Origin of the sequence: Roseibium aestuarii (assembly GCF_008477545.1) — a bacterium.
GTDB lineage: Bacteria > Pseudomonadota > Alphaproteobacteria > Rhizobiales > Stappiaceae > Roseibium > Roseibium aestuarii.
Window position 1 is genome coordinate 1,302,453 of the sequence record NZ_VORA01000001.1, and the last position, 24,164, is coordinate 1,326,616.

Below are 24,164 nucleotides of genomic sequence, written 5' to 3' on the forward strand. Positions count from 1 at the left end.
GGACCGCGGAGAGGTCGGAGTGGAAGAGTCCTGTTGCTCTCCATCGTCATCAACTCTGTTTTTTTGAAGTCGTCTCTGATCCCGGCGTTGAAGAGGGTACGGGGCGCCATGGTCGGCTTGTGGCTCACGTCATGACTCCCTCTCATGGCACGGCGGCCTTTACCTCTCCCGGGACCGGGAGAGGTCGACGCGACGCGTCGGGTGAGGGTCGACAAGGGCGTCGGGCTTGTCGCAGAGCATAGGGGAGGATGGCCTCAACCCTCACCCGGACTTTTCAGTCCGACCTCTCCCAGGCTTGGGAGAGGTAACTTGCGCCTCTTGTTAGGCGAGACAGTGCACCAGACGATTTTTCTTCGTCATCCCGGACGAGGGCAAGGCCCGAAGATCCGGGATCGGTGAGCCACCGGGAGTGCCGGGGCCTGCCTGAACAGCGCGGCACGGGCTGATCGGTCCCGGTTCGCGCTTCCGCTTGACCGGGATGACGACGGTGAGGGAGCGCTTGAGCGAAATGACGGCCGCCCGGAAGTGCCCAGTCTGACAGGAGCAAGGGGCGGGAACGGTGCGCGCTGCGCCACTCGATGGCCATGCTCGGGCCTGTCCCGAGCATCCAGTCTGCCGGACCGTTGGGCTTTCAGATGAACCCCCGCCCTTGTCATCCCCGATTGAGTCGGTGTCCGCAGATCGGGAAAAAAAACGCCGGAGCATGGCCCCGGCGTTTTCGTTTCAGATCATGGATCGGTCGACCCGGGCCCCGCCTATTCGGCCGCTCCCGGGAAGCCGGCATTGCCGAGCTTTTCCGGGCTGCGGGGCTGCATCGGCACCACCCGCTCGTTGCCGCTTGTGTCCGGCGCGGCGGCACTGCTTGCCGGGGGCGTGCCGCCACGGCGGAACAACCGGCGCAGGAACGGGGCCCAGACGCTCGGCAGGGCGATCATCACCGGGATCATGATCAGCGTCAGCAGGGTGGAGAAGGCGAGGCCGGAGATCACCGCCGTCGACAGCTGCACCCACCAGAAGCCGGTGATGCCGCCCATGGCGATCTTCTGGTTGATGAAGTCCAGATTGATCTGGGTGGCCATCGGCACCAGACCGGCGATCGTGGTGATGGTCGTCAGCATGATCGGCCGGATGCGCTGCGCCGAGGTCTTCAGGATCGCGTCCAGCGGCTCCAGCCCGTCTTCCCGGAACCGGTTGTAGGTGTCGAGCAGCACGATGGCGTTGTTCACCACGATGCCGGCCAGAGCCACCACCCCCGTTCCCGTCATGATGATGGAGAACTTCTGCCCCGTGATCAGCATGCCGAGCAGCACCCCCATCACCGACATCACCACCGTCGAGAGGGTGAGGAAGGTCTGGTAGAAGGAGTTGAACTGGGTCAGCAGGATCAGGAACATGAGCAGCAGCGAGCCGATCATGGCCTTCATCAGGAACTCGCCCGATTCCTTCTGGTCCTCGTCCGAGCCGCGGAACTTCAGGTAGACATTGTCCGGGAAGGTCTCTCCGTCGATCCAGGTCTGGATCTCGCCGACCTTCTCGGGGATGGTCGCGCCGCTCGCCGGGTCGACGGTTGCCTTGATCATCATGGAATAGAGCCCGTCGCGACGGATGATCTCCGAGACCTTCGGCGAGGCGGTGCGTTCGACGAAATTGGCCAGCGGCACCTGTCCGAGTGGCGTCTGCAGGCGCAGCTGGTCGATCTGGCCGAGGGTGCGCTCCTCTTCCGGCAGACGCACGCGGATATCCACCTCGTCCTCGCTGTCCGCAGGCCGGTACGTGCCGATCAGCACCCCGTTGGTGACAAGCTGGACCATGGAGCCGACCGAGGCGATGGAGGCCTGATAGCGTCCGGCCTGCTCCCGGTCGATGGCGATCTGCCATTCGATGCCGGGCAGCGGGCGGTCATCCTCTTCGTCGATCAGCCCGTCCATGCCATCGAAATGGGCGCGGACGCGACCGACCTGCTCGACCATGGCTGCATAGGAGGTGGACTTGACCTCGAGCTGGATGTCCTTGCCGGTGGGCGGGCCGCCCTCGATCTTGCGGGTTTCCACTTTGATGCCGGGCAGGGGCTCCGTGCGGGTACGGATCTCGTCGAAGATGGCCTGGGCTCGGCGCCGGCAGCAGAAGTCGTCGAGTTCCAGCGACAGCTGGCCGATCACGTCCGCCGGCTTGTCCTGCACGCCGCCGATGTCCGGTCCGCCCGAAGACGATCCGGGGGCATTGGCGGTCGCGACCACATTCTTGACGCCCTTGATCTGCAGCACCTCGCGTTCCACCCCCTGGACAAGGGTGAGGCTTTCGGCGGCCGAGAGATTGCCGCGGGCCGACACCAGCACCACCGCCTGATCCGGCTCCTCGTCGATGAAGAACTCGACGCCGGTCGGGTTGGCCGCAAAGCTGGCAAAGATCATGAAACCGCCGCCGAGCATGGCGGCAATCGTCAGGGCGCTGCCCAGCGGATTGCCGGCCAGCAGCTTCAGGGTCCGCACGTAAAGGCCGGTCATCCCGCGCACCTTGCGCACGTCGAAGCTCTCGTTGGCCGAAAGCGCCTTGGCCTCTTCCATCTCCAGCTCATGGCGGCGGGCGGCCCGCGCCCGGCTCCAGGCCACGAAGGGGCGCAGCACGAAGAAGGCGACAATGCTCGCTGCAATCGCCGCGACACCCGTGATGATCGGCTTGACGGGATTGTTCGCGAGCATCGGTGCCCCATAGGCGCTGAAGCCGACGAGGAGACCGAAGACCAGCGCCAGCAACCAGGTCGCGTTGCGGCCCATCCAGGCGGAGGCCTTGGCAAAGAGCCCGCCGGTGACCGGCAGGAAGATCATCGCCGTGATGAGCGAGGCCGACAGCACGATGATCACCGTGACCGGCAGGTAGCTCATGAACTCGCCCGCCACCCCCGGCCACATCAGCATGGGCAGGAAGGCGGCCAGCGTCGTCGCCGTGGAGGAGACGATCGGCCAGAACATCAGCTTGGCCGCACGGATATAGGCTTCCGTCGGTTCCATGCCTTCGGCCGACTTGCGGTCGGCATACTCGGCCATGACGATGGCCCCATCCACCAGCATGCCGACGGTCAGCACAAGGCCGAACATCACCATGTTGGACACCGTGTAGCCCATGCCGGCCAGGATGAAGAAGGCGAGCATGAAGCTGGTCGGGATCGCAAGGCCGACGAGCAGCGCGGACCGCAGGCCGAGGGCCGCGACCACCAGGATCATCACCAGGAAGATCGCGGTCATGATCGAGCTTTCCAGCGAGCCGAGCACCTCGAAGGTCTTGGTCGACTGGTCGAGCAGAATGTCCACCTTGATCGAGGAGGGCCAGCCGGCCTGTGCCGCACTGACGACCTCGCGCACGGCGGCGTTGTTCTCGATCAGGTTCGTGCCGATCCGCTTGGTCACCTGAATGGCGATGGCCGGATTGCCGTTCACCCGCGTGTAGCTGGTGGCATCCTTGAAGGTGCGACGGATCTCCGCCACGTCGCCCAGGGTGACGACCCCTTCACCGCTCTGCTTGAGCGGCATGGAATAGACATCCTCGGCGCTGGCAACGAGCCCCGGCACCTTGACGTTGAAGCGTCCCGCGCCGCTGTCCAGGGCCCCGGCCGGGATCAGCCGGTTGTTCATGGTCAGCGTGTTGATCAGCTCCTGCTGGGAGATCGCGTAGCTCTCCAGCTTCTGGGTGTCGATCAGCACCTCGAGCAGCTCTTCCCGGTGGCCGGAAAGATCGGCCGAGCGCACCGTGTCGACCGCCTCGATCTCGTCCTTGAGCCGCCTCGCCAGCTGATAGAGCGTGCGTTCGGGCACCTGGCCGGAGAGCGCGACCATCATGGTCGGGAACAGGGCGAAGTTGGTCTCGGTGATCGTCGGCTCTTCCGCCTCGGACGGCAGCTTGGCCTTGGCCTGATCCACCTTGTCGCGCACGTCGGAAAGCGCCTCGTCCTTGTCGAAGGAGACGTCGAACTCCAGCACGAAGCCCGCATGGCCCTCGGAGGCAATGGCGGTCAGCTCCTTCAGCCCGTCGAGACCGCGAAGCTGGGTCTCCATGGGGCGGACCAGAAGCCGTTCCGCATCCTCGGGCGAAATGCCCTGCTGGACGACGGAGACATAGAAGACCGGCACGTCGATGTCCGGGGATTCTTCTTTCGGAATGGCGATGTAACTGGCGATGCCCGCCAGCAGCAGGGCCAGCATGAGCACCGTGACCGTCTTGGGACGGCGCAGGATATCCTCGAGAGCTGCGATCATCGGGCGGCCTCCGCGGTCTTGACGATGGGCTCCACCGTCTCCCCGTCCTTCACATAGTCCTGGCCCACGGTGATGATCGTCACCGTCTCCGGCAGGCCATCCACCCACACGCCCTGGCCTTCGTTGCCAAGGATGGTCACGGGATGGAATTCGGTGATGTTCTGGTCATTCACGGCGCGCACGCCGATCTGCCCCGCATCATTCAGCGTCAGCATGGAGGGGGAGAGGAAATGCGCCTGGCGCGTGGGCAGCTCGATGCGGGTGAGCGCGGTCAGCCCGTCCCGGATGGCGCCGTCTGAGTTGTCCATCTCCACCTCGATGCGGAAGGTGCGGGTGTCTGCATCGGCGGCGGGGGCAATGTAGGTGACCTTGCCGGGAACAGACTGGCCGGTGATCAGGTCGACCGTCGCAGTCATGCCGAGAGACAGCTTGCCCACATTCAGCTCCGCCACCTGTCCGATGGCCGTCATCGGGTTGAAGGCAACGATGGTGGCGCAGGTGTCGCCCACATTGAGGCGCGCGCCCACATCGGCCATCGGGCTTTCAATGACCCCGGAAATCGGCGCCCGCACCTGGGTGCGGTCGAGTTCCAGTTCCGCTTCCTCGACACGGGCGCGGGCCGCATCCAGCGCCGCCTGCTGGGCGGCAAGGGTGGTCTGCGCCGTGAACCCGCTCTGGGACAGCTTGTCGGCAGCCTTGTAGTTCAGCTGGGCCTGCGCCAGCATCGCCTTGGCCTCGGCCACATTGGCCTCGCGCGTGCCCACATCCATCCGGCAGAGCACGTCACCGGCTTCAACCCGGGCACCGGAACGGGCAGGGCGCTCGTTGACCACCGCAGCCGTTTCCGCCCGCACGGCGACCTTGGCATGGGCCTCGGTGCGCCCGCGGATCTCCAGCAAGCTGAGGCGCGCCTGGGCGCTGACGGGCAGCACCTCCACCTTGAAGAGGGTTCCCTGGCTGTCCTGCTGGCGTTCGGCTGGCGGCGGGGTGCCGTTGGCACTGTCCTCCTGGCCGCCCCGCACGATCGTGCCGGTGGCCATCCAGGTGGCGACCGCTCCGGTCATGGCGAGGGCGAGAACATAGGAAAACTTGAAATGCATGGGCGGATGTCTCCGAAAATGGTCGGCGCGCTACTCGGCAGCCTGGGCCGGGGAACCGGCAGTGTTCACGGGGGAAGAAGAGGACGGGGCGGCGGCGTGATCGCGCCGCTCGTCCCGGACAAGGGGGGCAGGGCTCTCCCGCCCGGCCATGGCGAGCAGCTCGTCGCCGTGCTGGGCCAGATAGGCGAGGGAAAACTCCATGCAGGCAATGCCGAAGGCCCGCGTCCAGCGGGAGGGGCCATGGTCGCAGTCGCCGTCGTGTGCTTGCAGGATCGCCAGTTCGTCGTTGAGATGCTGCCGGCGCCGGGCAATGGCCATCGACAGGGTGTCCCGGTCCAGGTTTTCGGCGCAGAGGGCGGTCAGCAGGAAGGGCGAGCGGAACCGGTCCGGTTCCGGCGGTTCGCGCAGCTCCTCCACCAGCGCGGCCCGGCCGGCCTCGGTGATTGCATAGATCTTGCGGGTCGGCTTGCCGCGCTGTGGCTCCTCGCGCAGGCTGACGAGGCCTTCCCGCTCCAGTTTCGCGAGGGTCGGATAGATCGATCCGTAGCTGGCATCATCGAAATAGCTGAAGCGGCCGGAGGTGGATTCCTTGCGGATCTCGTATCCGGTCGCCTCGCCGAAACTCAGGATCGCAAGGCACAGGCTGCGTACGCTCATGTCACTCTGCTCCTGCCGACGGTCTTGCGCCGGCGATGCCAGCGGCTTGCATAGGATGGGTCTTCGCATCCGGTCGAGACGGGGTTGCCAAGGCACAGGCCCCCGCGCGCGAGACGTGAGTGCTCATGTCTCGAAACGGTATATCGCATATCTATATATGCACCGCTCGTGCGACAAGGGCGTGACGTCGGGTTTTTTAACGAAGAGAGAGTGGTGGCGTGAGGCTGGCGTCTGGCGGTGCGGAACGGATCCCTGAGCCGTCTACGCAGAAACCACTGCGCTAAACTGTCAGCTTGTGCGGTTGCGCGTCTCGTCCTAGCGTAGTGCGTGGGTCTTTCGCAATCGCTCCTGCGTCCCTTCACGCGAGTGTGAGCAAGGGGCCCGTCAGTACCAGTTTCGGGAGGCCATCCCCATGAGCGCGTTTCTGCATGACGAGAGCCGGAAGTCCGGCCAGAGCCTGAAGCCTTCTGCACCCGCAAATCCGCTCTTGCGCCTTCTGGCAGTCAACGGCGCGGCCGGGGTCGCGATTTCCCTGCTCATGCTGGCCGGGCTTCTGGCCGCCGATGTGGGCCATCTGCGCAGTCTCATCGTGGCCGCCCAGGATCCGGTCGTGCCCCTCGTGCTTCTCGCCGGCGGCCTGATCGTGACCATGACCTCCGTCGTCATGGGCACTGCCATCATGATGCTCGGGTCGTCCGACGAGGACAGCGGCGACCGCAAGGGCCGTGGTCGCCGGTCCATGACCCTGCTCGAGACCCTCATTCCTCACCGCCAGCCGAAACTCGTGCCGGTGCCCGTGCGCGTGACCGCCGGACGCAGGCAGACCGACCGCCGGGCCTGAAAGCTCCGGCGCGCGCCTTGCGGTCATGGTTTCGGGAATGACGGGAAAAGAGCGGCCGTTCGCCAGTGCCTGGGATTCGCGTGATCCGGGGATCAGTTCAGGCTGGCAGCGGCAGGCGCAGGTCCTGCGACGGTGACCATCGGCAGGGCGCCTGAGGTGAGGCGTCCGGCAAGGGCCTGATGGCTTGCATTGGTCGGGGTCGGGTCTGCCATGAACGCCATGCTGACGGCGGTCACCATGAACAGCAGCCCGGTCGGAACCAGTTTCATTGTTAAAACTCCTAGTGCTGAAGCGCCTTCTATCAGCCGGCCTCAAAGACTTCGCAAAGCTCCACGCTAAAATTTGAACCAAACTTTGGACAAATCGCGGGAATCCGCCATTTCCGCCAGGTCCGGGCCTTCGCGCCCCTGCCGCCTCTTGCAATGCAGCAGGGCTTGGGGTTTTCTGATTTCTCCAACCGTTAGAGAGACTTCAGCCCCCATGACCTCCGACATGACCTCCGACTATCCGCGCGACATGCTCGGCTACGGCCGCACCACTCCCGATCCGAAATGGCCCGGCGGCGCCAATGTCGCCGTTCAGTTCGTGCTGAATTACGAAGAGGGTGGGGAAAACAACATTCTCCATGGGGATGCGGCCTCCGAGGCCTTCCTGTCCGAGATCACCGGGGCGCAGCCCTGGGTCGGCAAGCGCCACTGGAACATGGAGAGCATTTACGAATACGGCTCCCGCGCCGGGTTCTGGCGCCTGTGGCGCATGTTCACCGGTCGCGCCATTCCGGTCACGGTCTACGGGGTCGCCACGGCTCTTGCGCGCAACCCGGAAGCGGTCGCCGCCATGAAGGAAGCCGACTGGGAAATCGCCTCCCACGGGCTGAAGTGGGTCGAATATGCCGACATGCCCGAGGAGATCGAGCGCGAACACATGCGCGAGGCCATCCGCATCCACGAGGAAGTCACCGGCTCCCGTCCGCTCGGCTGGTACACCGGCCGCTGCTCCATGCAGACCCAGAAGCTGGTGATGGAGGAGGGCGGGTTCCTCTATGACAGCGACAGCTATGCGGACGATCTGCCCTACTGGGTCGACGGCCCCAACGGCGACCATCTGGTGATCCCCTACACCCTCGACAGCAACGACATGCGCTTCGCTGCCATTCAGGGCTTCAACTCGGGCGACCAGTTCTTCGCCTATCTGAAGGATGCTTTCGACGTGCTCTACAAGGAGGGCGAGGAGGGCGCACCGAAGATGCTGAACATCGGTCTTCACTGCCGTCTGGTCGGCCGTCCGGGGCGCGCTGCGGCCCTTGCCCGCTTCCTCGACTACGTCCAGTCCCACGAGAAGGTCTGGCTGCCCCGGCGCATCGACATCGCCTGGCACTGGCATGCCCATCACGCCCGGGGCTCCCAGGGCGAGTAATCCCGCTCCGGCCCGGTAGGACTCCGGATCCCGACAATTTTAACGAGCCTCTTGGCGGTGTCGGAAGAAAATCCTGTCACAGTGACCGGATCGAACATCGAGCCGGGACGGTCCGTGATGAAATTCCTCTGTGGCGGCTTCTTTCTGGCGGCGGCGATCCTGGCGATCGTCGCCTCTGCCCAACCGGAGGCGACGCCCTCTCCGGTCGTCCAGACCCATCGCGCAAGCCTTCCCTAGGCGCGAAGAGACCTGTCACTGCGTCGGGCTGGCCGCGAAGCGGCGTTCCTTGCTATAAGGACGAAGCCCCGTCTGGCATCAGTCGCAAGGGCCCCCTGCAGGACCAGAGGCGAGCGTGGCCCAGAAGCCCCCAGTTTCCCGATCCCCATCTTCGAAACCGCCCGTTCCGCGCTATCATCTCTACGGCGAGGACGGCCCGGCGGAAGACTTCGATTTCTTCCACGTGGAGACGATCCCGGCCCGGTCCCGGTCGCTCGGCTGGTCCCTCGAGCCCCATTCCCATGCCCATCTTTTCCAGATTCTGCTGATCCTTGCGGGCTCCGGCCGGCTTGCCGCAGACGGCGAGGAGGCGACGATTGCCCCCGCGACCGCCGTCTATGTGCCCGCCGGATCGATCCATGGCTGGACCTTCGAGCCCGGCACCGAGGGTTATGTGGTCTCCTTCACCGGTGACTATCTGACCGGCGGTGGCGAGGACCTCACCCAGGCGGAGCGGGCCGCGCTGACCTGTCCGGGCACCCGGGTGGTGAAGCTCGATGCCACAGGCGCGCGCAGGCTGTCCTTTGCCTTGCAGGAAATGGCGGTCGAGCGGGACAGGGCAGGGGCACGGCGGGCGATCTTCCGCACGCTTCTCGGGCTCTCGCTGGTTCTTCTCTTCGACCCGGCGGAGCGGTCGGTCCAGGCGGAGCCGGGCCGCGAATTCTCCCTCGTCCAGTTCAAGGCGCTGGTCGAGGATCACTTCCTGACCGAACGTGGCGCGGAGTTTTATGCGGATGCGCTGGGTCTGAGCGTCGCCCGCCTCAACCGCTTCTGCCGTCTCTTCCTCGACCGCACGGCCGCTCAGGCGGTGCGCGACCGGGTCATGCTGGAGGCCAAGCGCCTGCTGACCTTCTCCGGCCGTAGCGTGCAGGAGGTCGCCTTCGATCTCGGCTATGACGATCCGGCCTATTTTTCCCGTATTTTCCGCAAGGAAACCGGGCGCGCACCCCAAGACTTCCGCGCCGCCCCCGAGACGGACCGGTAACGATCCGGCCATGCCAGCTTTCCCCAACGAGACCTGCCAAAATTAACGATAAGTCAGGAAAGCCCTCTGGGTTGCGGCCTGAGGGGTTGCACGTCGGGGCGAATGCATCTAATTGTTTCCATGTTGTTAATTTCTTGTTAACTTTTGAGTGTTGATGACCAGTTCCCGCAAGTATTTCGCGGTTCACGCGTTTGCAGCGTTTTCGACTGGAATGACCTTGGCGGTCGGGCTCAACACCGAGACAGCCGTCAGCGTGATGCAGAGGTTCGTCGCGGACAGCCGCGAGGTCGGGGAGGACTTCCGGAAGTCGGGCGAATGGATCCGGAGATTTGATCCGGGTCACCTGTTCAAGGAAGGGGAGGAAACCGCATGGGCCGTTTTGGCTCTTCCAACCTTGCCCTTGAGCGCGGTAGCGGCAGGGCTTGAGGAGGCATTGCTTCTCATGCGTCGCTCCGGCTCCTGACCTGGCGCACCATCGCCGGATCAGGAGTGAGTATTTCGAGCAGGTCTTTGTTCGCAATTCATTCTTTTAGGAAAAACCCCGCCGAAAGGCGGGGTTTCTTTTTGGGGCCCGGCGCCGTGAGGAGCCGCAGGCCGCATCAGAAGGGCAGGCCGACGTAATTTTCCGCCAGCGATCGCTGGGCGGCCTCTGAGCTTGCCAGATAATCCATGTCCGCCTGCTGCATGCGGGCGTTGAAGGCGCCCAGCTCCGGGAACTGGTGCAGCAGGGACGTCATCCACCAGGAGAAGCGCTCCGCCTTCCAGATGCGGGCCAATGCGTGCTGCGAATAGGCGTCGATCCCGGCGGCGGACTTCTCGCCGTAATATTCGATGAGCCCGGACGAGAGATAGTGGATGTCCGAGGCGGCGAGGTTCAGGCCCTTGGCCCCGGTCGGCGGCACGATGTGGCCCGCATCCCCGGCCAGGAACAGCCGGCCGAAGCGCAAGGGTTCCGCCACGAAGGAGCGCAGAGGCGCGATGCTCTTTTCAATGGACGGACCGGTCTCCATTTTGGCGGCGGCTTCAGCCCCCAGACGGACCTTCAGCTCCGCCCAGATGGCATCGTCCGACCACTTGTTCACATCCGTGCCGGCCGGCACCTGGATGTAATAGCGGCTGAGCGTTTCGGAGCGCATGGAGGCCAGCGCAAAGCCGTTCGGGTGATTGGCATAGATCAGCTCGTGATCCACCGGCTTCACATAGGACAGGATGCCCAGCCAGCCGAAGGGATAGACCTTCTCGAACTCGGTGATGGCGCCGTCCGGCACGGCGGCGCGCGACACGCCGTGATAGCCATCGCAACCGCAGATGAAGTCGCAGGCCACCTCATGGGTGACGCCGTCCTTCTCGTAGGTGATGCGCGGATGATCCGTGTCGAAGTCCAGCGGCGTGACGTTTTCCGCCTCGTAGATGACCTGGGCGCCACGGGCCGTGTGGGCGTCCATCAGGTCCTTGGTGACCTCGGTCTGGCCATAGACCATGACGCGCGAACCGGTCAGGCCCTTCAGGTCGATGCGCAGGCGGGTGTCGCCCACGGAAATGGCGAAGCCGTCATGGGGCAGGCCTTCCCGGTGCATGCGCTCTGACACGCCGGCCTGTTCAAGCATGCCGACCATGCCCTGTTCCAGCACCCCGGCGCGGATGCGCGAGAGCACATAGTCGGGCGAACGGCGTTCGAAGACGATGCAGTCGACACCAGCCTTGTGAAGAAGCTGGGACAGGAGAAGGCCGGAGGGGCCGGCGCCGATGATGGCGACCTGGGTGCGCATGAGTTCCTCCCTGATGCGTTTGTGAGCCCTATTCTAGGGAGCGCGCGCGCCGGGAGAATGGACGCGATTGCCTCATCGCTTGGACTTTTTGAACGCAGGGGAAAACGCAAGGCTCCAGAAGGACTTGTCGAAACGGTCAGAGGCGGACGACGACCGCGCGCAAGCCACCGCCCGCCGGTGGTGCGCACCGGCGGCGTGAAGCGTCACAAACCTGATTCAGGGTCTCAGCTCTTGGCGCCAAGTGCCTGATGGGATTCCAGAACCCGGTCGATCATCGGGCCGCTGGCCCCCATGTGCCGGGCCGGATCCTTGAGCGCTTCCCAGTCGACGGGCAGGTCGCAGCGTTGCGCCAGCACGTCGAAGAGATGGGTGCCCGTCTCGTTCACGGCCTTGCAGGCGGACTTGACCAGCTCCTGCGCCTCCGGGCGGGGCATGTGGTCGGCCAGCGCGAACATGGCAGCTTCCGCCAGCATCAAGCCGTTGGAGGCCTCGATATTGGCGCGCATGACATCGCCGCGCACGACCAGTTCGCTGGCCATGCGTGTGGCGGCAGCAAGCGCCGCGCCCGTGGCGATGACCATCTGGGGCAGGGTGAGCCATTCGATCGACCAGTTGGAGCCGGAACGCTCATGCTCGTGCAGCGCCGCCTGGTGCATGGTGGCAAGCAGTCCCGCATTCTGGCGGGCAAGCGCCACGATGACTTCAGCTCCCACCGGATTGACCTTGTTGGGCATGGTGGAGGAGCCGCCGCCGGACCCGGGCCGGAGTTCGGCCACCTCGTTCTGGGCCATCAGCATCACGTCCTGGGCCATCTTGCCCAGGGTGCCGGTGACGAGGGACAGCCAGCCCGCATACTCGTCCAGCCCGTCGCGCATCGTGTGCCAGGGGGCGGGCGCAAGGCCGAGGCCGAGCCGGGCCGCAAGCGCGGCTTCCACCTCCATCGCCTTGTCGCCAAGGGCTGCCAGATTGCCCGCAGCACCCCCGAAGGAGAGCAGCAGCAGCCGGGCGCGAAGCCCCGGCAGGCGCTCGATATGGCGCAGGACGGCGCTAAGCCAGACCGCGCATTTCAGGCCGAAGCTCGTGGGCGTGGCCTGCTGGGTGCGGGTACGGGCGGCGACCGGCGTGTCGCGATGGGCCGCCGCAAGTCCGGCCAGGGTGTCGGCAAGCTGGCGCAGTCGAGCCTCATGCAGGTCGAGGGCGGATTTCAGCCGCAGGATCAGACCCGTGTCGGAAATGTCCTGGCTGGTCGCGCCCCAATGGAGGAAGCGGGCATGGTCCGCGTCCATCTGGGAGCGCAGCTCCTTGACGAGAGCGGGCACGGGAACCCCGTCGCTCAGCGTGCCCTCGCTCAGCCGGTGGGCGGCGATGCGGGCGCGGGCGCAGGTCTTCTCGATCATGGCCGCCGAGGCTTGCGGGATCACCCCGCAGGCCCCTTCGGCCGCCGCCAGCGCACCTTCCACATCCACCATCGCCTTGATCATCGCCTCATCGGTAAAGAGCGCGGCGGTGTCCGGGTCGGTGAAGAGCGGTCCGAGGACCTGACTGTCGAAGGCGGTGAGGCTCATGGAGGGTCCCTGGGGTGACGCGTCGGGGGATGGTCGGTGATGGGCGAGATTTACTGGATTCCAGCCTGGGGCGGAATGCAGAAAACGCGCGCCAATCCCTTACCCGATCCTGCGGGTCGACCTCTCCCGGGACCGGGAGAGGTCGGAGCGAAGCGACGGGTGAGGGCTCAGACGCCCTCAAGCGCGATGGAGATGCCCTGGCCGACACCGATGCACATGGTGGCCAGCGCCAGCTTGCCGCCGCGCTTCTTCAGTTCCAGTGCGGCCGTGCCGGTGATGCGGGCCCCGGACGCGCCGAGCGGATGGCCGAGCGCGATCGCGCCGCCATTCGGGTTGATATACTCGGCCGTCTCGTCGAGACCCAGGTCACGCAGCACCGCGATCCCCTGCGAGGCGAAAGCCTCGTTCAGCTCGATCACGTCGAAGTCTTTCGGCGCGACGCCGATGCGCTGGCACAGCTTGCGGGTGGCAGGGGCCGGGCCGATGCCCATGATGCGCGGCGGCACGCCGGCAGTAGCCCCCGCAACGACGCGGGCAATCGGCGTCAGGCCGTATTTGGCGATCGCGTCCTCCGAGGCGATGATCAGGGCGGCGGCCCCGTCATTCACGCCCGACGCGTTGCCGGCCGTGACAGAGCCGCCCTCGCGGAACGGAGCCTTCAGCTTGGCCAGCCCCTCCAGCGTGGTTTCGGGACGCAGATGTTCGTCCTGATCCACGATGATCGGATCGCCCTTGCGCTGGGGGATGGTAACCGCGACGATTTCCTCAGCCAGACGGCCGCTTTCCTGGGCCTTGGCCGCCTTCTGCTGGGAGCGCCAGGCGAAGGCATCCTGGTCTTCGCGGGAGATGTTGAAGTCTTCCGCCACGTTCTCGCCGGTCTCCGGCATGCTGTCGACGCCATACTGCTTCTTCATCAGAGGGTTGATGAAGCGCCAGCCGATGGTGGTGTCTTCGACCGAGTTGGAGCGCGAGAAGGCCGAGGTCGCCTTGGGCATGACGAAGGGCGCGCGCGACATGCTCTCCACGCCGCCGGCGACGATGAGGTCGGCCTGGCCGGCGATGATCGCCCGAGCGGCGGTGATGATCGCATCCATGCCTGAGCCGCAGAGCCGGTTCATGGTGGTGCCCGGAACCACGTCCGGCAGGCCGGCAAGCAGCGCCGACATGCGGGCCACGTTGCGGTTGTCTTCGCCCGCCTGGTTGGCGCAGCCGAAGATCACTTCATCGACGGCGGTCCAGTCCACGTCCGTGTTGCGCTCCATCAGGGCGCGCAGGGGGATCGCGCCGAGATCATCGGCGCGAACGGAGGAGAGCGACCCGGCGAAGCGCCCGATGGGCGTGCGGATATAGTCGCAGATATAGGCGTGCTTCATGATGGCCTCACTCGTTGCCGCCGCCATGGGCGGCCTTGGTGCGAGCATGCAGGTCGCGCAGGACCTCCAGCTCTTCGGCGGTGGGAACCGGCGTTTCGCCGACTTCTGCCGCGAATTTCGCGGCCCAGCCCACGGTGGCGGAGACCTGTTCGCGGGTCACGCCCTGATGCAGGGAGGTGACGGTGAATTCCTTGGTCTCCGGATCCGGCTCCCAGATCGCCAGATCGGTGATCAGCCGGGTCGGGCCCTTGGTGGTCACGCCGTGGGCCGCACGGTCGTTGCCGCCCTTGCCGTGGCCGAGCGAGGTGATGAAGTCGAGCTTGTCGACGAAGCCGCGCAGGGACTGCTTCATGGTGATGAAGATCTCGCCGCAGGAGACGGCGATTTCCGGCGCGCCGCCGCCGCCCGGCAGGCGGACCTTCGGCTTGTCATAGTCACCGACGACGGTGGTGTTGATATTGCCGAACTTGTCGAGCTGGGCGCCGCCCAGGAAGCCGACGGTGATGCGCCCGCCCTGCAGCCAGTAGCGGAACATCTCCGGCACGGACACGGTGGTCAGTGCGGTGTCGCAGAGCTCGCCGTCGCCGATGGAGAGCGGAAGCACGTCCGGCGCGGTGCCGATGGTGCCGCTTTCATAGATCAGGGTGATGTCCGGCGCATGGGTCAGACGGGCCAGGTTGCAGGCGGCCGACGGCGCGCCGATGCCGACGAAGCAGACATCGTCGTTCTTCAGCGCGCGGGCGGCGGCAACCGTCATCATTTCGGTGGGGGTGAATGCGGTCATTGGTCGTCTCCTCAACCCTGAACCTTGAGGGGCGCAACGCGCGTGGCAAAGACGTCGGGCGTCTCGTTCATCACGTGCTCGCGCATCCACTCCAGGAAGGTCTCCCGGTCGGCCGAGATCTTGTCCCACTCCAGATAGGCGGCGTTGTCGCGCGCATAATAGCCCTGGGTGTAGGACGGATGGGCGCCGCCGGGCACCTTGACCACGGAGGTCACGGTCCAGAAGGGCAGCACGGTCGCATTGGGATGCACGTCGTCGAAGTCCTCGACGATCTCTTCCACGGTCACGACGGAGCGCTTTGCTGCCAGCACCGCTTCCTTCTGCACGCCGGTGATGCCCTCGATGAGCACATCGCCCTTCTTCGTCGCCTTCTGGGCGTGGATCACGGCCACGTCCGGACGGTGGGCGGGCACGGCGGCGAGCTCCTCGCCGGTGAAGGGGCAGGTGATGAACTTGATGTTCGGGTTCACCCGGGTCAGTTCCGCGCCGCGATAGCCGCGGAAGATGGCGCAGGGCAGGCCGCTCGCGCCCGCCTCATAGGCATTGGCCATGGCCGCGTGGGAATGTTCCTCGATCTCGATTGCCCGCGGCCACTGGTTCTCCACCGCATCGCGCAGGCGGCGCAGCAGGCCGACGCCCGGGTTGCCGGCAAAGGAGAAGACCAGCTTCTTCACCGCGCCCATGCCGATCATCTGGTCGTAGATGATGTCGGGGGTCATGCGGATGACGGTCAGGTCCTTGCGGCCCTGGCGCAGCACTTCGTGGGCGGCTGCATGGGGAATGAGATGGGTGAAGCCCTCGAAGGCGATGGTGTCGCCGTCCTTGATGTTCTCGGCGACGGCCTCGGAGAGGGTCTGGATTTTCGCCATGGATCCTACTCGGTGTTGAACGGGCGCCGGGGCGTCCGCGAAGGGAGGCAGGAACCGGTGCCGCACAGGGGGGAAGCGGAAAGGGACCGGGGCATCCCCCGGTCCGTGACGGGAAGACCCCGTGTCAGATGTCGAAGAAGACGGTCTCGCCGTCGCCCTGCAGACGGATGTCGAAGGTGTAGATCACCTCGCCATCCTGCTCGGAACGCTCGGCGATCAGCGTCTTGCGCCGCTCGGCCAGCTCGATGCCGTTGAGCACCGGATCGGTGCCGTTGGCGACGGTCTCGTCGGCGAAATAAAGCCGGGTATGCAGACCGATGTTGATGCCGCGCGCGACGATCCACAGGCTGATGTGCGGGGCCTGGGTGGAACCGTTGCGGCCCGGAACCTTGCCCGGCTTGATGGTCTTCAGGGTGAATTCACCGGTCTCGAAATCCGAGCAGATCCGGCCCCAGCCGCGGAAGTCGTCGTCCACGTCCTTGGTCTGGAAGTCTTCCGGGTGGTTGTACTTGCCATCCGTGTTGGCTTGCCAGCTCTCCAGCAGAACATCCTTCACCACCGCGTCGGAGCCGTCGAAGACGCGGCCCATGATCGTGATCCGCTCGCCCCGGGTGTTGGGGCCCGCGATCTCGTTGGTGAAGTTGTTCTCGAAGATGTCGAACCCCGCATAGGCCGGCGCCAGGCCGATATGCACATAGGGGCCGGCGGTCTGGGACGGGGTTTCCTTGATGAAGTCGAGCTTCTGCACCATGGCTCAGTTTCCTTCCAGACGGTTTTCGAACAGGGTCGAGCGGCGGCCGCGCAGCACGATGTCGAACTTGTAGGCGCGGGTGTCCATCGGGATCGAATTGTGCATGTCGAGCGGCGCGATCAGGCTCTTGATGGCCGCCTCGTCCGGGATGGTCTTCACGATCGGGCAGATGTCGATGAGCGGGTCGCCCTCGAAATACATCTGGGTGATCAGGCGCTGGGAGAAGGAGGGGCCGAAGACCGACAGGTGAATGTGGGCCGGGCGCCAGGAGTTCACATAGTTGCGCCAGGGATAGGGGCCCGGCTTGATCGTGCGGAAGTAATAATAGCCCTGATCGTCGGTCAGGCAGCGGCCGCAGCCGCCGAAGTTCGGATCGATCGGCGCCAGATAGGTGTCCTTCTTGTGCCGGTAGCGGCCCCCCGCATTGGCCTGCCAGGCTTCCACCAGCGTGTGCGGAATGCCGCGGCCATTCTCGTCCAGCACCCGGCCATGCACGATGATCCGCTCGCCGATCGGATCTCCGTCCTTGGCGTAGTTGGAGATCATGTCGTTGTCGAGCGGGCCGAGCTCATTGTGGTTGAACATCGGGCCGGTCAGTTCCGACAGGGACTGGTCGATGGACAGGAGTGCGTTCTTGGGCGAGCGCAGAACGGACGTCTTGTAGATCGGCGCGAATGCAGGCGGATGCCAGTCGCGGTCGCGCTGGTAATATTCGCCGGGCTTGGGGGCACTCGGCTGGAAATTGGGTCTTTCGATGGTCATCAGTCTCTCCCAGGGCAGGTTTGGCCGCGGTCCCGTCCGATCCGGTGGCCAGATCCCCTCCAGTCATTGCATGAACCGGGCAGGGCCCGGTCGAAGGCTCAGGTCGTCAGCCGGCCTTCATGCCGGCCAGCGTTTCCTTGGCAATCTTGAAGGCCGTGTTGGCGGCCGGCACACCGGCATAGATCGCCACATGCATCAGCACTTCCTTGATGTCGGCCTCACTCGCCCCGGTCTGGGCGGTGGCGCGGATATGCATGGCCAGTTCCTCGTGGTGGCCGAGGGCGGCCAGCAGCGCCAGGGTCACGATGGACCGCTCGCGCTTGGTGAAGGTGTCGTCCGCCCACACGGTGCCCCAGGCGCTTTCCGTGATCAGCGTCTGGAAGTCCCGGTCGAAATCGGTCGTGTTTGCTCCGGCGCGATCCACATGGGCATCGCCGAGCACGCTGCGGCGGGTGGTCATGCCGGTCTCGAAGCGGGATCCGGGGGCGCGGTTAGACAAGGGAATTCTCCTGAAGGAAGGTGGTGATCGCGTCAGCGACCGTGTCCGGAAACTCGACGCAGGGCAGGTGGCCTGCCCCGGGAATTTCCACATAGCGGGCACCCGCGACGAGGGCGGCGGTGGAGCGCACGAGCTCCGGCGGGGTCGACCCGTCCTCGGAGCCGCACAGGCACAGGACCGGAACCGAAATGGCGGCTGTCGAGGTGGTGAAATCTGTGTCGCGGATGGCAGCACACGTGCCCAGATAGCCATCCTTCGGCGTCCGGGTCAGCATGGCGCGCCAGCCGGCCAGCTCATCGGCACGCTGGCTGCGGAACTGGGCCGAGAACCAGCGCTCCAGGATCGGCTCGGCAAGGGCTGCAATGCCGCCCTCATCGATGGCCGAGATCCGGGTGTTCCACATCTCCGGCGTGCTGATCTTGTGGGCGGTATCCATGAGGACCAGCGCACGCACCAGATCCGGGCGGCGGGCGGCGAGCCCCTGCGCGATCTGTCCCCCGACCGACAGGCCGACGAAGATGACCTTGGTGAGCCCCAGGCCATCGAGCACCGCGGCCGCATCGGACACCAGATCGTCCATCCCGTAGGGCGCGGGCGTCGCCCCGCTCAGCCCGTGGCCGCGCTTGTCATAGCGCACCATGCGGAAACGGCCCGATAGATGGCAGACAAGCCGGTCCCAGACCCGGAGGTCGGTTCCGAGCGAGTTGGCAAACACCAGCACGGGCAGGCCGGTTTCGCCGCTGTCCGTGTAATGCAGGGTGAGGCCATTGGCCTTCATCATCTTCAACGGGTGTCTCCTCCGAAACGCGGGACCCGTTCTGATCGTGCCTGCCCGAGGGCGAGCCGCTCAGCGGTTCCTTCGTGGAATTTATATTTGACTCTCAGCGTGGTTATGTAAAATGAGAAATTGAGCGATAATGATAACCAGCTGGAATGTCGAATGATCGATCCCCGCGTCAAATACCGGCACGTGCAGTGTTTTCTCGAGGTCGCCCGGCGCCGCAGTCTCGTGAAGGCCGCCGATGCCCTGACGATCACCCAGCCCGCCGTCTCCAAGACCCTGAAGGAACTGGAAGAGATCCTTGAGGTCCGTCTGTTCGAGCGCAGCCGTAAGGGCGTGGTCCTGACCCAGCATGGCGAGGTCTTCCTGCATTATGCCGGTGCCAGCATCGCCGCGCTGAAGCAGGGGCTCGACAGTGTCGCCCAGTCGCGCATGTCCGGCGAATCCTACCTGAATGTGGGCGTGTTGCCGAGTGTGGCGGCCCGCATCGTGCCCCAGGCGGTGGAGTCCTTCCAGGCGGAGGGGCTGGAAACCACGCTGACCCTGATTGCCGGTCCCAACACCCTGCTGCTCAGCCGCCTGAGGGGCGGGGAGCTGGATCTGGTCGTCGGCCGCCTGGCGGAACCGGACCAGATGTCGGGTCTCTCCTTCACCCATCTCTATTCCGAGAGCGTCTCCTTCGTCGTCCGGCGCGGTCATCCGCTGCTCGACGACCGGGCCGACGACCTGACCCGCATCGTCGACTATCCGGTGCTCTATCCGACCCGTGAGGCGATCATCCGTCCCTATGTGGAGCGTCTCCTGATCGCGCAGGGCATCACCCGTCTGCCCAAGCGCATCGAGACCATCTCCAACTCCTTCGGTCGCACCTATACGCTCGGCACCGACGCGGTCTGGATCATCTCCAGCGGCGTGGTCTCGCGCGACGTCGCCAAGGGAGAGCTGGTCGAGCTGCCGCTGGAGACGGCGGAGACCACCGGGCCGGTCGGCCTGACCACCCGGGCGGATGCCTCGCCCACCCCGGCGCTGCTGGTCTTCCAGAACGCCCTGCGGGTTGCAGCCCAGTCTGTGCCGGTCAAAGGTAATCGCTCCTTATGATGAAATGGCCGGATTGCGCTAATCTGCCTTAACGGAGGTAGGCGTTGCATAAGTTTCGGTTATTGTTGACTGAGGAAACATCATTTTACGGACGTTCGGGAATGGCGTAGCGTTTTACGGCAATTTGACCGGACTGGGAGGATCCGGACGGAGACCCGGGCGGTCAGGTTGCCACATCCCAAGGGAGGTTCAAATGAAGCGTATTCTTTCCGTGGCTGCCGGTCTCTTGACCGCAACCATGATGACCGTGACCGCCAGCGCGCAGGAAGTGACCCTGACGCTGCACCACTTCCTCGGCCCCAAGTCTCCGGCTCAGACCAAGATGATGGAACCGTGGGCACAGAAGGTGGAGGCGGAATCCAACGGCCGCATCAAGGTCGAGATCTTCCCGGCCATGTCTCTGGGCGGCAAGCCGCCGGAACTCTACCGCCAGGTCCGTGACGGCGTGGTCGACATGACCTGGACGCTTCTGGGCTACACCCCGGGCGTGTTCCCCCACGCGGAAGTCTTCGAGCTGCCGACCGTGCACCTCGGCTCCGCCAAGGAAACCACCCTGGCGCTGCTCGACTCCTTCGACATGATCAAGGACGACTTCAAGGGCCTCAAGATCATCCTGCTGCACACCCATGGCGGTCAGGCTTTCCACATGGTCGACAAGAAGGTCACCAGCCCGGACGATCTGGCCGGTCTGAAGATCCGCACCCCGTCGCGCGTCGGTGGCTGGAGCCTCGAGGCTCTCGGTGCAGAGCCGGTCGGCATGCCGGTTCCGGACCTGCCGCAGGCCCTGTCCAAGGGTGTGGTTGCCGGTGCCATGGTGCCCTTCGAAATCGTGCGTCCGCTCAAGCTGCAGGAACTCACCAAGTACACCACCGTCGGTGCGGGTGACCTGCGTTTCGGCACCTCGATCTTCATGATCGCCATGAACGAAGACCGCTACAACGCTCTGCCGGATGACCTGAAGAAGGTCATCGACGACAACTCCATGGGTGCCATCGCCGCCGAATACGGCGCGCTGTGGGATGCCATCGAGGAAGACGGCAAGGGCCTGCGCCGCGAACAGGGCGAGCTCATCGAAATGACCGAGGAGCAGACCGCGGCCTTCAACGACAAGATGCAGATCGTCGTCGACCGCTGGGTGGCCGAAGCCACCGGCAACGGTCTCGACGGCGCCGGTCTGGTCGAGAAGGCGCGCGCCGCCGTTGCGGCCCAGCACGCAAAGTAAGTCTCTCTGAACTTTCAGGGACATCCGGGGCGGACGGGACCAAGGTGCCGTTCGCCCTTCCTACAAAAGGCTGCATCATGTACGCGTTTCTGCAACGTATCGTCAGCGGCTGGGCTTTCCTTGGCGGTCTTCTGGTGATTGCCATCGTGCTCGTCACGGCCGTCAATGTCGGCGCCTTCCTCCTGGACAGCGTGCTCAAGCCCCTGGGCGTCTATGTGCCGGGTCTGCCCGGCTACGAGGACTTCGTCCGCCTTGCCGTGAGTGCCGCTGCACTCAGCTTCTTCCCCTATTGCCAGATGCGCCGCGGGCATGTGGCCGTGGAACTCTTCGTCCAGCACTTCCCGCCGCTCCTTCAGTCCGTCCTCGACCGTTTCTGGCTTGTCCTGACCTTCGGGCTCGGCCTCTTCCTGGCCTACTGGATGGTGCTCGGCCTGCAGGAAACCCGCGCCGACAACACGCTGACCTCCGTTCTCGGCTGGTCCGAGTGGCCCTGGTACATTCCCGGCATCATCTCCATGATCCTCTGGTCGCTGGTTTGCCTCGCCCAGACCTTTGAAAAGGGGCCCTCTCATGGGTGAACTGGAACTCATCGGCATCGCCGGCCTGGCGATCCTGTTCATTCTGCTGGCGCTGCGGGCGCCCGTCGGCCTGTCGATGCTGCTCGTGGGCGTCGGCGGCTACTTCTGCCTGTCGCTGGCGGCCCCTTACGTGCGCTTCGTGCCCTACCTGAAGCAGTTCAAGACGCTGCTCTGGTCGAACATGGCCAACTACGACCTGTCGGTCGTGCCGCTCTTCGTGCTCATGGGCTATCTCGCCAGCCAGGCGGGCCTCAGCCAGGACCTGTTCCGCGGCATGAGCGCCCTGATGTCCCGTTTCCGTGGCGGCGTCGCCATGTCGGCCATCGGCGCCTGCGCCGGCTTCGGTGCGGTTTGCGGCTCGTCGCTTGCCACCGCCTCCACCATGGGCCGCGTGGCCCTGCCGGAACTGCGGCGCATGAACTACTCGCCGCGTCTGGCGACCGGGGCGCTGGCCGCCGGCGGCACGCTGGGCATCCTGATCCCGCCGTCCGTGGCGCTGGTCATCTACGCGGTCATCGTCGAGGCCTCCATCATCGACATGTTCCGTGCGGCGATCATTCCGGGCCTGATCGCGGTGGTGTTCTTCATCGCCGTCATCGCCATTCAGGTGCGTCTCAACCCGAAGCTCGCCCCTGACACCTCCGGCATGCCTGCGGACGAGCGGCGGCGGGCGCTGCTGCGGCTCATTCCGGTTCTGCTGATCTTCGGCACCATCATTCTGGGCCTCGGCGTCGGTCTCTTCACGCCGACACCTGCCGCCGGCATCGGGGTCTTCGTGATCATGGCCTATGGCTTCGCCCAGAGGCTGTGGGGCGAGGAAGGCCTGTCGATCCGCGGCGTGTCCAAGTCCCTGCTGGAGACGGCCGTGACCTCGGGGATGATCTATTTCATCCTCTTCGGTGCGGAAGTGCTCAAGGGCTTCTTCACCCGCGCCGGCCTTCCGAGCGCCATGGCCGCCTGGGCCGGTTCCAGCGGACTGGACCCCTGGGTCGTGCTGATGATCATGCTGATCATCTTCATCATCCTGGGCTGCTTCATGGACAGTCTGGCCATGATCCTGGTGGTCGTGCCCTTCTTCTGGCCGGTGCTGGTGGACCTGAACGGCGGCGATTACGCCACCGCAGCCTCCTCCAACTTCGGCATGAGCGTGGACGAGCTGAAGATCTGGTTCGGGATCCTCTCCTTGATCGTGGTGGAGCTCGGGCTCATCACCCCGCCAGTCGGGCTCAACGTCTTCATCATCAACGCCCTCGCCAAGGACGTGCCGATGAGCGAGACCTTCCGCGGCGTGGTGCCCTTCTTCGGCGTGGAGATCATCCGCGTGGCCCTGCTCATGGCCTTCCCGGCGATCGTGCTCTTCATGCCGGGCTTCCTGCATTAGACAGGGCATTCGATGCTGATCTGAAATGAAAGAACCCGCTGGCTCTGCGCCGGCGGGTTTTTTCATTGTCGGGCGTTCAACTGACGCCTTCGGCGCTTGATGCTGCGCCTGTCCCGGCTCGCGCCCCGTCGGCAGGGCCGTCATTTCTTCCTTGGGGGAAATTTGAGACAAAAAAACCCTGCGCTCTCGACGCCCTCGCAAAGCCGTTTGTTTCTTCCCGCCGCCAGCGCGCCTAAAGTGCCCTCAACGATGCCGTCCTCTTCGGGCGGTGCCGAGGCTTCCCCAGACGACCCAGACCGAGAAAGTGGCACAAGGTGACTGACACGACCCATTCCCCCATTCCCGCACAGAGCGCCCGCGAACTGTGCGAACTGGCCGTGGAGGCAGGTGCCCGCATTCTGGAGATCTATGCGAAGGCTTCGGTGGATGCGACCGCCAAGGCCGACGGCTCGCCGGTGACGGCTGCGGACGAAGCCGCCGAGGCGGTGATCCTCGCAGGCCTCTCCGCGCGCTTTCCTGCCATCCCCGTGGTGGCCGAGGAATCGGTCGAGGCCGGACATCTGCCTGCCGTCACCGATCGCTATTTTCTGGTCGATCCCCTCGACGGCACGAAGGAATTCATCAGCCGCAACGGCCAGTTCACCGTAAACATCGCCCTGATCGAGGCGGGTGTTCCCGTCTTCGGCGTCGTCTATGCGCCCGCCCTTGGCGAACTCTACTGGGGCGGGGCGCTTGCCCGCGATCTCGGCGGGGCAGGGGAGCGGGGCGCCTTCCGCGCCACCGTCACGGACGGAGTGATCGGCGCGCCGGTCGCCATTTCCGTGCGCCGTGCGCCCGAGGCGGGGCTGACGGTGCTTGCCAGCCGCTCCCACCTGTCGCCCGAGACGGCTGACTTCATCGACCGCTTCGAGGTTGCCGACCGGGTCTCGGTCGGCTCCAGCCTGAAACTCTGTTGGGTGGCGACCGGTCAGGCCGATCTCTACCCCCGTCTGTCGCCCACCATGCAGTGGGACATTGCCGCGGGTGACGCGGTGCTGCGGGCGGCCGGAGGGCTGGTGCTGGAGGCCGAGGGCTGGACCCCGCGCGCCTATGCGGTGCCGGCCGGCGCCACCAAGCAGGATCTTCTCAACCCCCATTTCGTCGCCGTGAGTTCCGCCGGCATCCTGAAGGCGGCCGGCATTCCGGTCGCGGCCTGAAGCCGGACTTT

21 protein-coding genes and 1 pseudogene are annotated in these 24,164 nt (G+C 65.2%); 9 read left to right on the forward strand and 13 right to left on the reverse strand.

Going from position 1 to position 24,164, the window contains the following annotated elements:
- Nucleotides 1-755: 755 nt before the first annotated feature.
- From FR728_RS19520 to FR728_RS05580, 3 genes are read right to left on the reverse strand one after another with little or no spacing between them, the layout of a single operon-like run.
- Entirely contained in the window at nt 756-4,250 is a 3,495-nt protein-coding gene (locus FR728_RS19520; protein WP_149891608.1) for an efflux RND transporter permease subunit, read from the reverse strand.
- Nucleotides 4,247-5,350 carry an efflux RND transporter periplasmic adaptor subunit gene (locus FR728_RS05575; protein WP_149891609.1) on the reverse strand — a complete coding sequence of 368 codons (1,104 nt, stop codon included), beginning with the start codon at nt 5,348-5,350 and terminating at the stop codon, nt 4,247-4,249. The genes FR728_RS19520 and FR728_RS05575 overlap by 4 nt, the downstream gene beginning before the upstream one ends.
- Before the next feature lie 30 nt (nt 5,351-5,380).
- Entirely contained in the window at nt 5,381-6,007 is a 627-nt protein-coding gene (locus tag FR728_RS05580; protein ID WP_149891610.1) for a PadR family transcriptional regulator, read from the reverse strand.
- Nucleotides 6,008-6,419: 412 nt separating this feature from the next.
- Between FR728_RS05580 and FR728_RS05585 the strand changes: the two genes are divergently transcribed.
- Nucleotides 6,420-6,848 carry a hypothetical protein gene (locus FR728_RS05585; protein ID WP_244304385.1) on the forward strand — a complete coding sequence of 143 codons (429 nt, stop codon included), beginning with the start codon at nt 6,420-6,422 and terminating at the stop codon, nt 6,846-6,848.
- Between the two features lie 92 nt (nt 6,849-6,940).
- On the opposite strand, the gene FR728_RS19320 is transcribed toward FR728_RS05585, so the two are convergent.
- Nucleotides 6,941-7,117: a hypothetical protein gene (locus FR728_RS19320; RefSeq protein WP_188318802.1), complete on the reverse strand. Its 177-nt coding sequence runs from the start codon at nt 7,115-7,117 to the stop codon at nt 6,941-6,943.
- A 223-nt stretch (nt 7,118-7,340) separates the two neighbouring features.
- Here FR728_RS19320 and puuE point away from each other — a divergent pair.
- The 3 genes and pseudogenes from puuE to FR728_RS05600 form a co-directional block, all read left to right on the forward strand.
- Nucleotides 7,341-8,240, forward strand: a pseudogene (gene puuE / locus FR728_RS05590) (allantoinase PuuE); the annotation flags it as partial.
- Nucleotides 8,241-8,616: 376 nt separating this feature from the next.
- Nucleotides 8,617-9,525, forward strand: a complete 909-nt coding sequence (locus tag FR728_RS05595; protein ID WP_149891611.1) for a helix-turn-helix domain-containing protein — start codon at nt 8,617-8,619, stop codon at nt 9,523-9,525.
- Between the two features lie 154 nt (nt 9,526-9,679).
- Entirely contained in the window at nt 9,680-9,988 is a 309-nt protein-coding gene (locus tag FR728_RS05600; RefSeq protein ID WP_149891612.1) for a hypothetical protein, read from the forward strand.
- Between the two features lie 136 nt (nt 9,989-10,124).
- Here the strand turns inward: FR728_RS05600 and pobA are convergent, their stop codons facing one another.
- From pobA to pcaD, 9 genes are all read right to left on the reverse strand, one after another.
- Nucleotides 10,125-11,294 carry a 4-hydroxybenzoate 3-monooxygenase gene (gene pobA / locus FR728_RS05605; protein ID WP_149891613.1) on the reverse strand — a complete coding sequence of 390 codons (1,170 nt, stop codon included), beginning with the start codon at nt 11,292-11,294 and terminating at the stop codon, nt 10,125-10,127.
- Nucleotides 11,295-11,518: 224 nt separating this feature from the next.
- Nucleotides 11,519-12,859, reverse strand: coding sequence for a 3-carboxy-cis,cis-muconate cycloisomerase (gene pcaB / locus FR728_RS05610; RefSeq protein ID WP_149891614.1), 1,341 nt, complete (start codon nt 12,857-12,859; stop codon nt 11,519-11,521).
- 167 nt (nt 12,860-13,026) lie between these two features.
- Complete coding sequence (pcaF, locus tag FR728_RS05615) at nt 13,027-14,232, reverse strand: 3-oxoadipyl-CoA thiolase (protein WP_149891615.1); 1,206 nt, start codon at nt 14,230-14,232, stop codon at nt 13,027-13,029.
- A 7-nt stretch (nt 14,233-14,239) separates the two neighbouring features.
- On the reverse strand, nt 14,240-15,016 hold the full coding sequence (locus FR728_RS05620) for a CoA-transferase subunit beta (protein WP_149891616.1): 777 nt from the start codon (nt 15,014-15,016) through the stop codon (nt 14,240-14,242).
- A gap of 11 nt (nt 15,017-15,027) precedes the next feature.
- Complete coding sequence (locus tag FR728_RS05625; RefSeq protein WP_149891617.1) at nt 15,028-15,885, reverse strand: CoA transferase subunit A; 858 nt, start codon at nt 15,883-15,885, stop codon at nt 15,028-15,030.
- A 124-nt stretch (nt 15,886-16,009) separates the two neighbouring features.
- Nucleotides 16,010-16,636: a protocatechuate 3,4-dioxygenase subunit alpha gene (gene pcaG, locus FR728_RS05630; RefSeq protein WP_149891618.1), complete on the reverse strand. Its 627-nt coding sequence runs from the start codon at nt 16,634-16,636 to the stop codon at nt 16,010-16,012.
- A 3-nt stretch (nt 16,637-16,639) separates the two neighbouring features.
- Nucleotides 16,640-17,398 (reverse strand): protocatechuate 3,4-dioxygenase subunit beta, encoded by a 759-nt coding sequence (gene pcaH / locus FR728_RS05635; RefSeq protein ID WP_149891619.1) that lies wholly within the window; start codon nt 17,396-17,398, stop codon nt 16,640-16,642.
- Between the two features lie 106 nt (nt 17,399-17,504).
- Entirely contained in the window at nt 17,505-17,897 is a 393-nt protein-coding gene (gene pcaC / locus FR728_RS05640; protein ID WP_280115327.1) for a 4-carboxymuconolactone decarboxylase, read from the reverse strand.
- Nucleotides 17,890-18,678: a 3-oxoadipate enol-lactonase gene (gene pcaD, locus FR728_RS05645; protein WP_149892229.1), complete on the reverse strand. Its 789-nt coding sequence runs from the start codon at nt 18,676-18,678 to the stop codon at nt 17,890-17,892. The genes pcaC and pcaD overlap by 8 nt, the downstream gene beginning before the upstream one ends.
- 159 nt (nt 18,679-18,837) lie before the next feature.
- Here pcaD and pcaQ point away from each other — a divergent pair, with 159 nt between their 5' ends.
- From pcaQ to cysQ, 5 genes are all read left to right on the forward strand, one after another.
- Nucleotides 18,838-19,776: a pca operon transcription factor PcaQ gene (gene pcaQ / locus FR728_RS05650; RefSeq protein ID WP_149891620.1), complete on the forward strand. Its 939-nt coding sequence runs from the start codon at nt 18,838-18,840 to the stop codon at nt 19,774-19,776.
- Between the two features lie 193 nt (nt 19,777-19,969).
- Nucleotides 19,970-20,998, forward strand: a complete 1,029-nt coding sequence (locus FR728_RS05655) for a TRAP transporter substrate-binding protein (RefSeq protein WP_149891621.1) — start codon at nt 19,970-19,972, stop codon at nt 20,996-20,998.
- A gap of 77 nt (nt 20,999-21,075) precedes the next feature.
- The gene (locus tag FR728_RS05660) at nt 21,076-21,576 is read left to right on the forward strand and encodes a TRAP transporter small permease (protein WP_149891622.1); all 501 of its coding nucleotides are present in this window, start codon (nt 21,076-21,078) and stop codon (nt 21,574-21,576) included.
- The gene (locus FR728_RS05665) at nt 21,569-22,957 is read left to right on the forward strand and encodes a TRAP transporter large permease (protein WP_149891623.1); all 1,389 of its coding nucleotides are present in this window, start codon (nt 21,569-21,571) and stop codon (nt 22,955-22,957) included. Before FR728_RS05660 ends, FR728_RS05665 begins: the two co-directional genes overlap by 8 nt.
- A 314-nt stretch (nt 22,958-23,271) precedes the next feature.
- Nucleotides 23,272-24,153: a 3'(2'),5'-bisphosphate nucleotidase CysQ gene (gene cysQ, locus FR728_RS05670; RefSeq protein WP_244304387.1), complete on the forward strand. Its 882-nt coding sequence runs from the start codon at nt 23,272-23,274 to the stop codon at nt 24,151-24,153.
- The last annotated feature ends 11 nt before the right edge of the window (nt 24,154-24,164 follow it).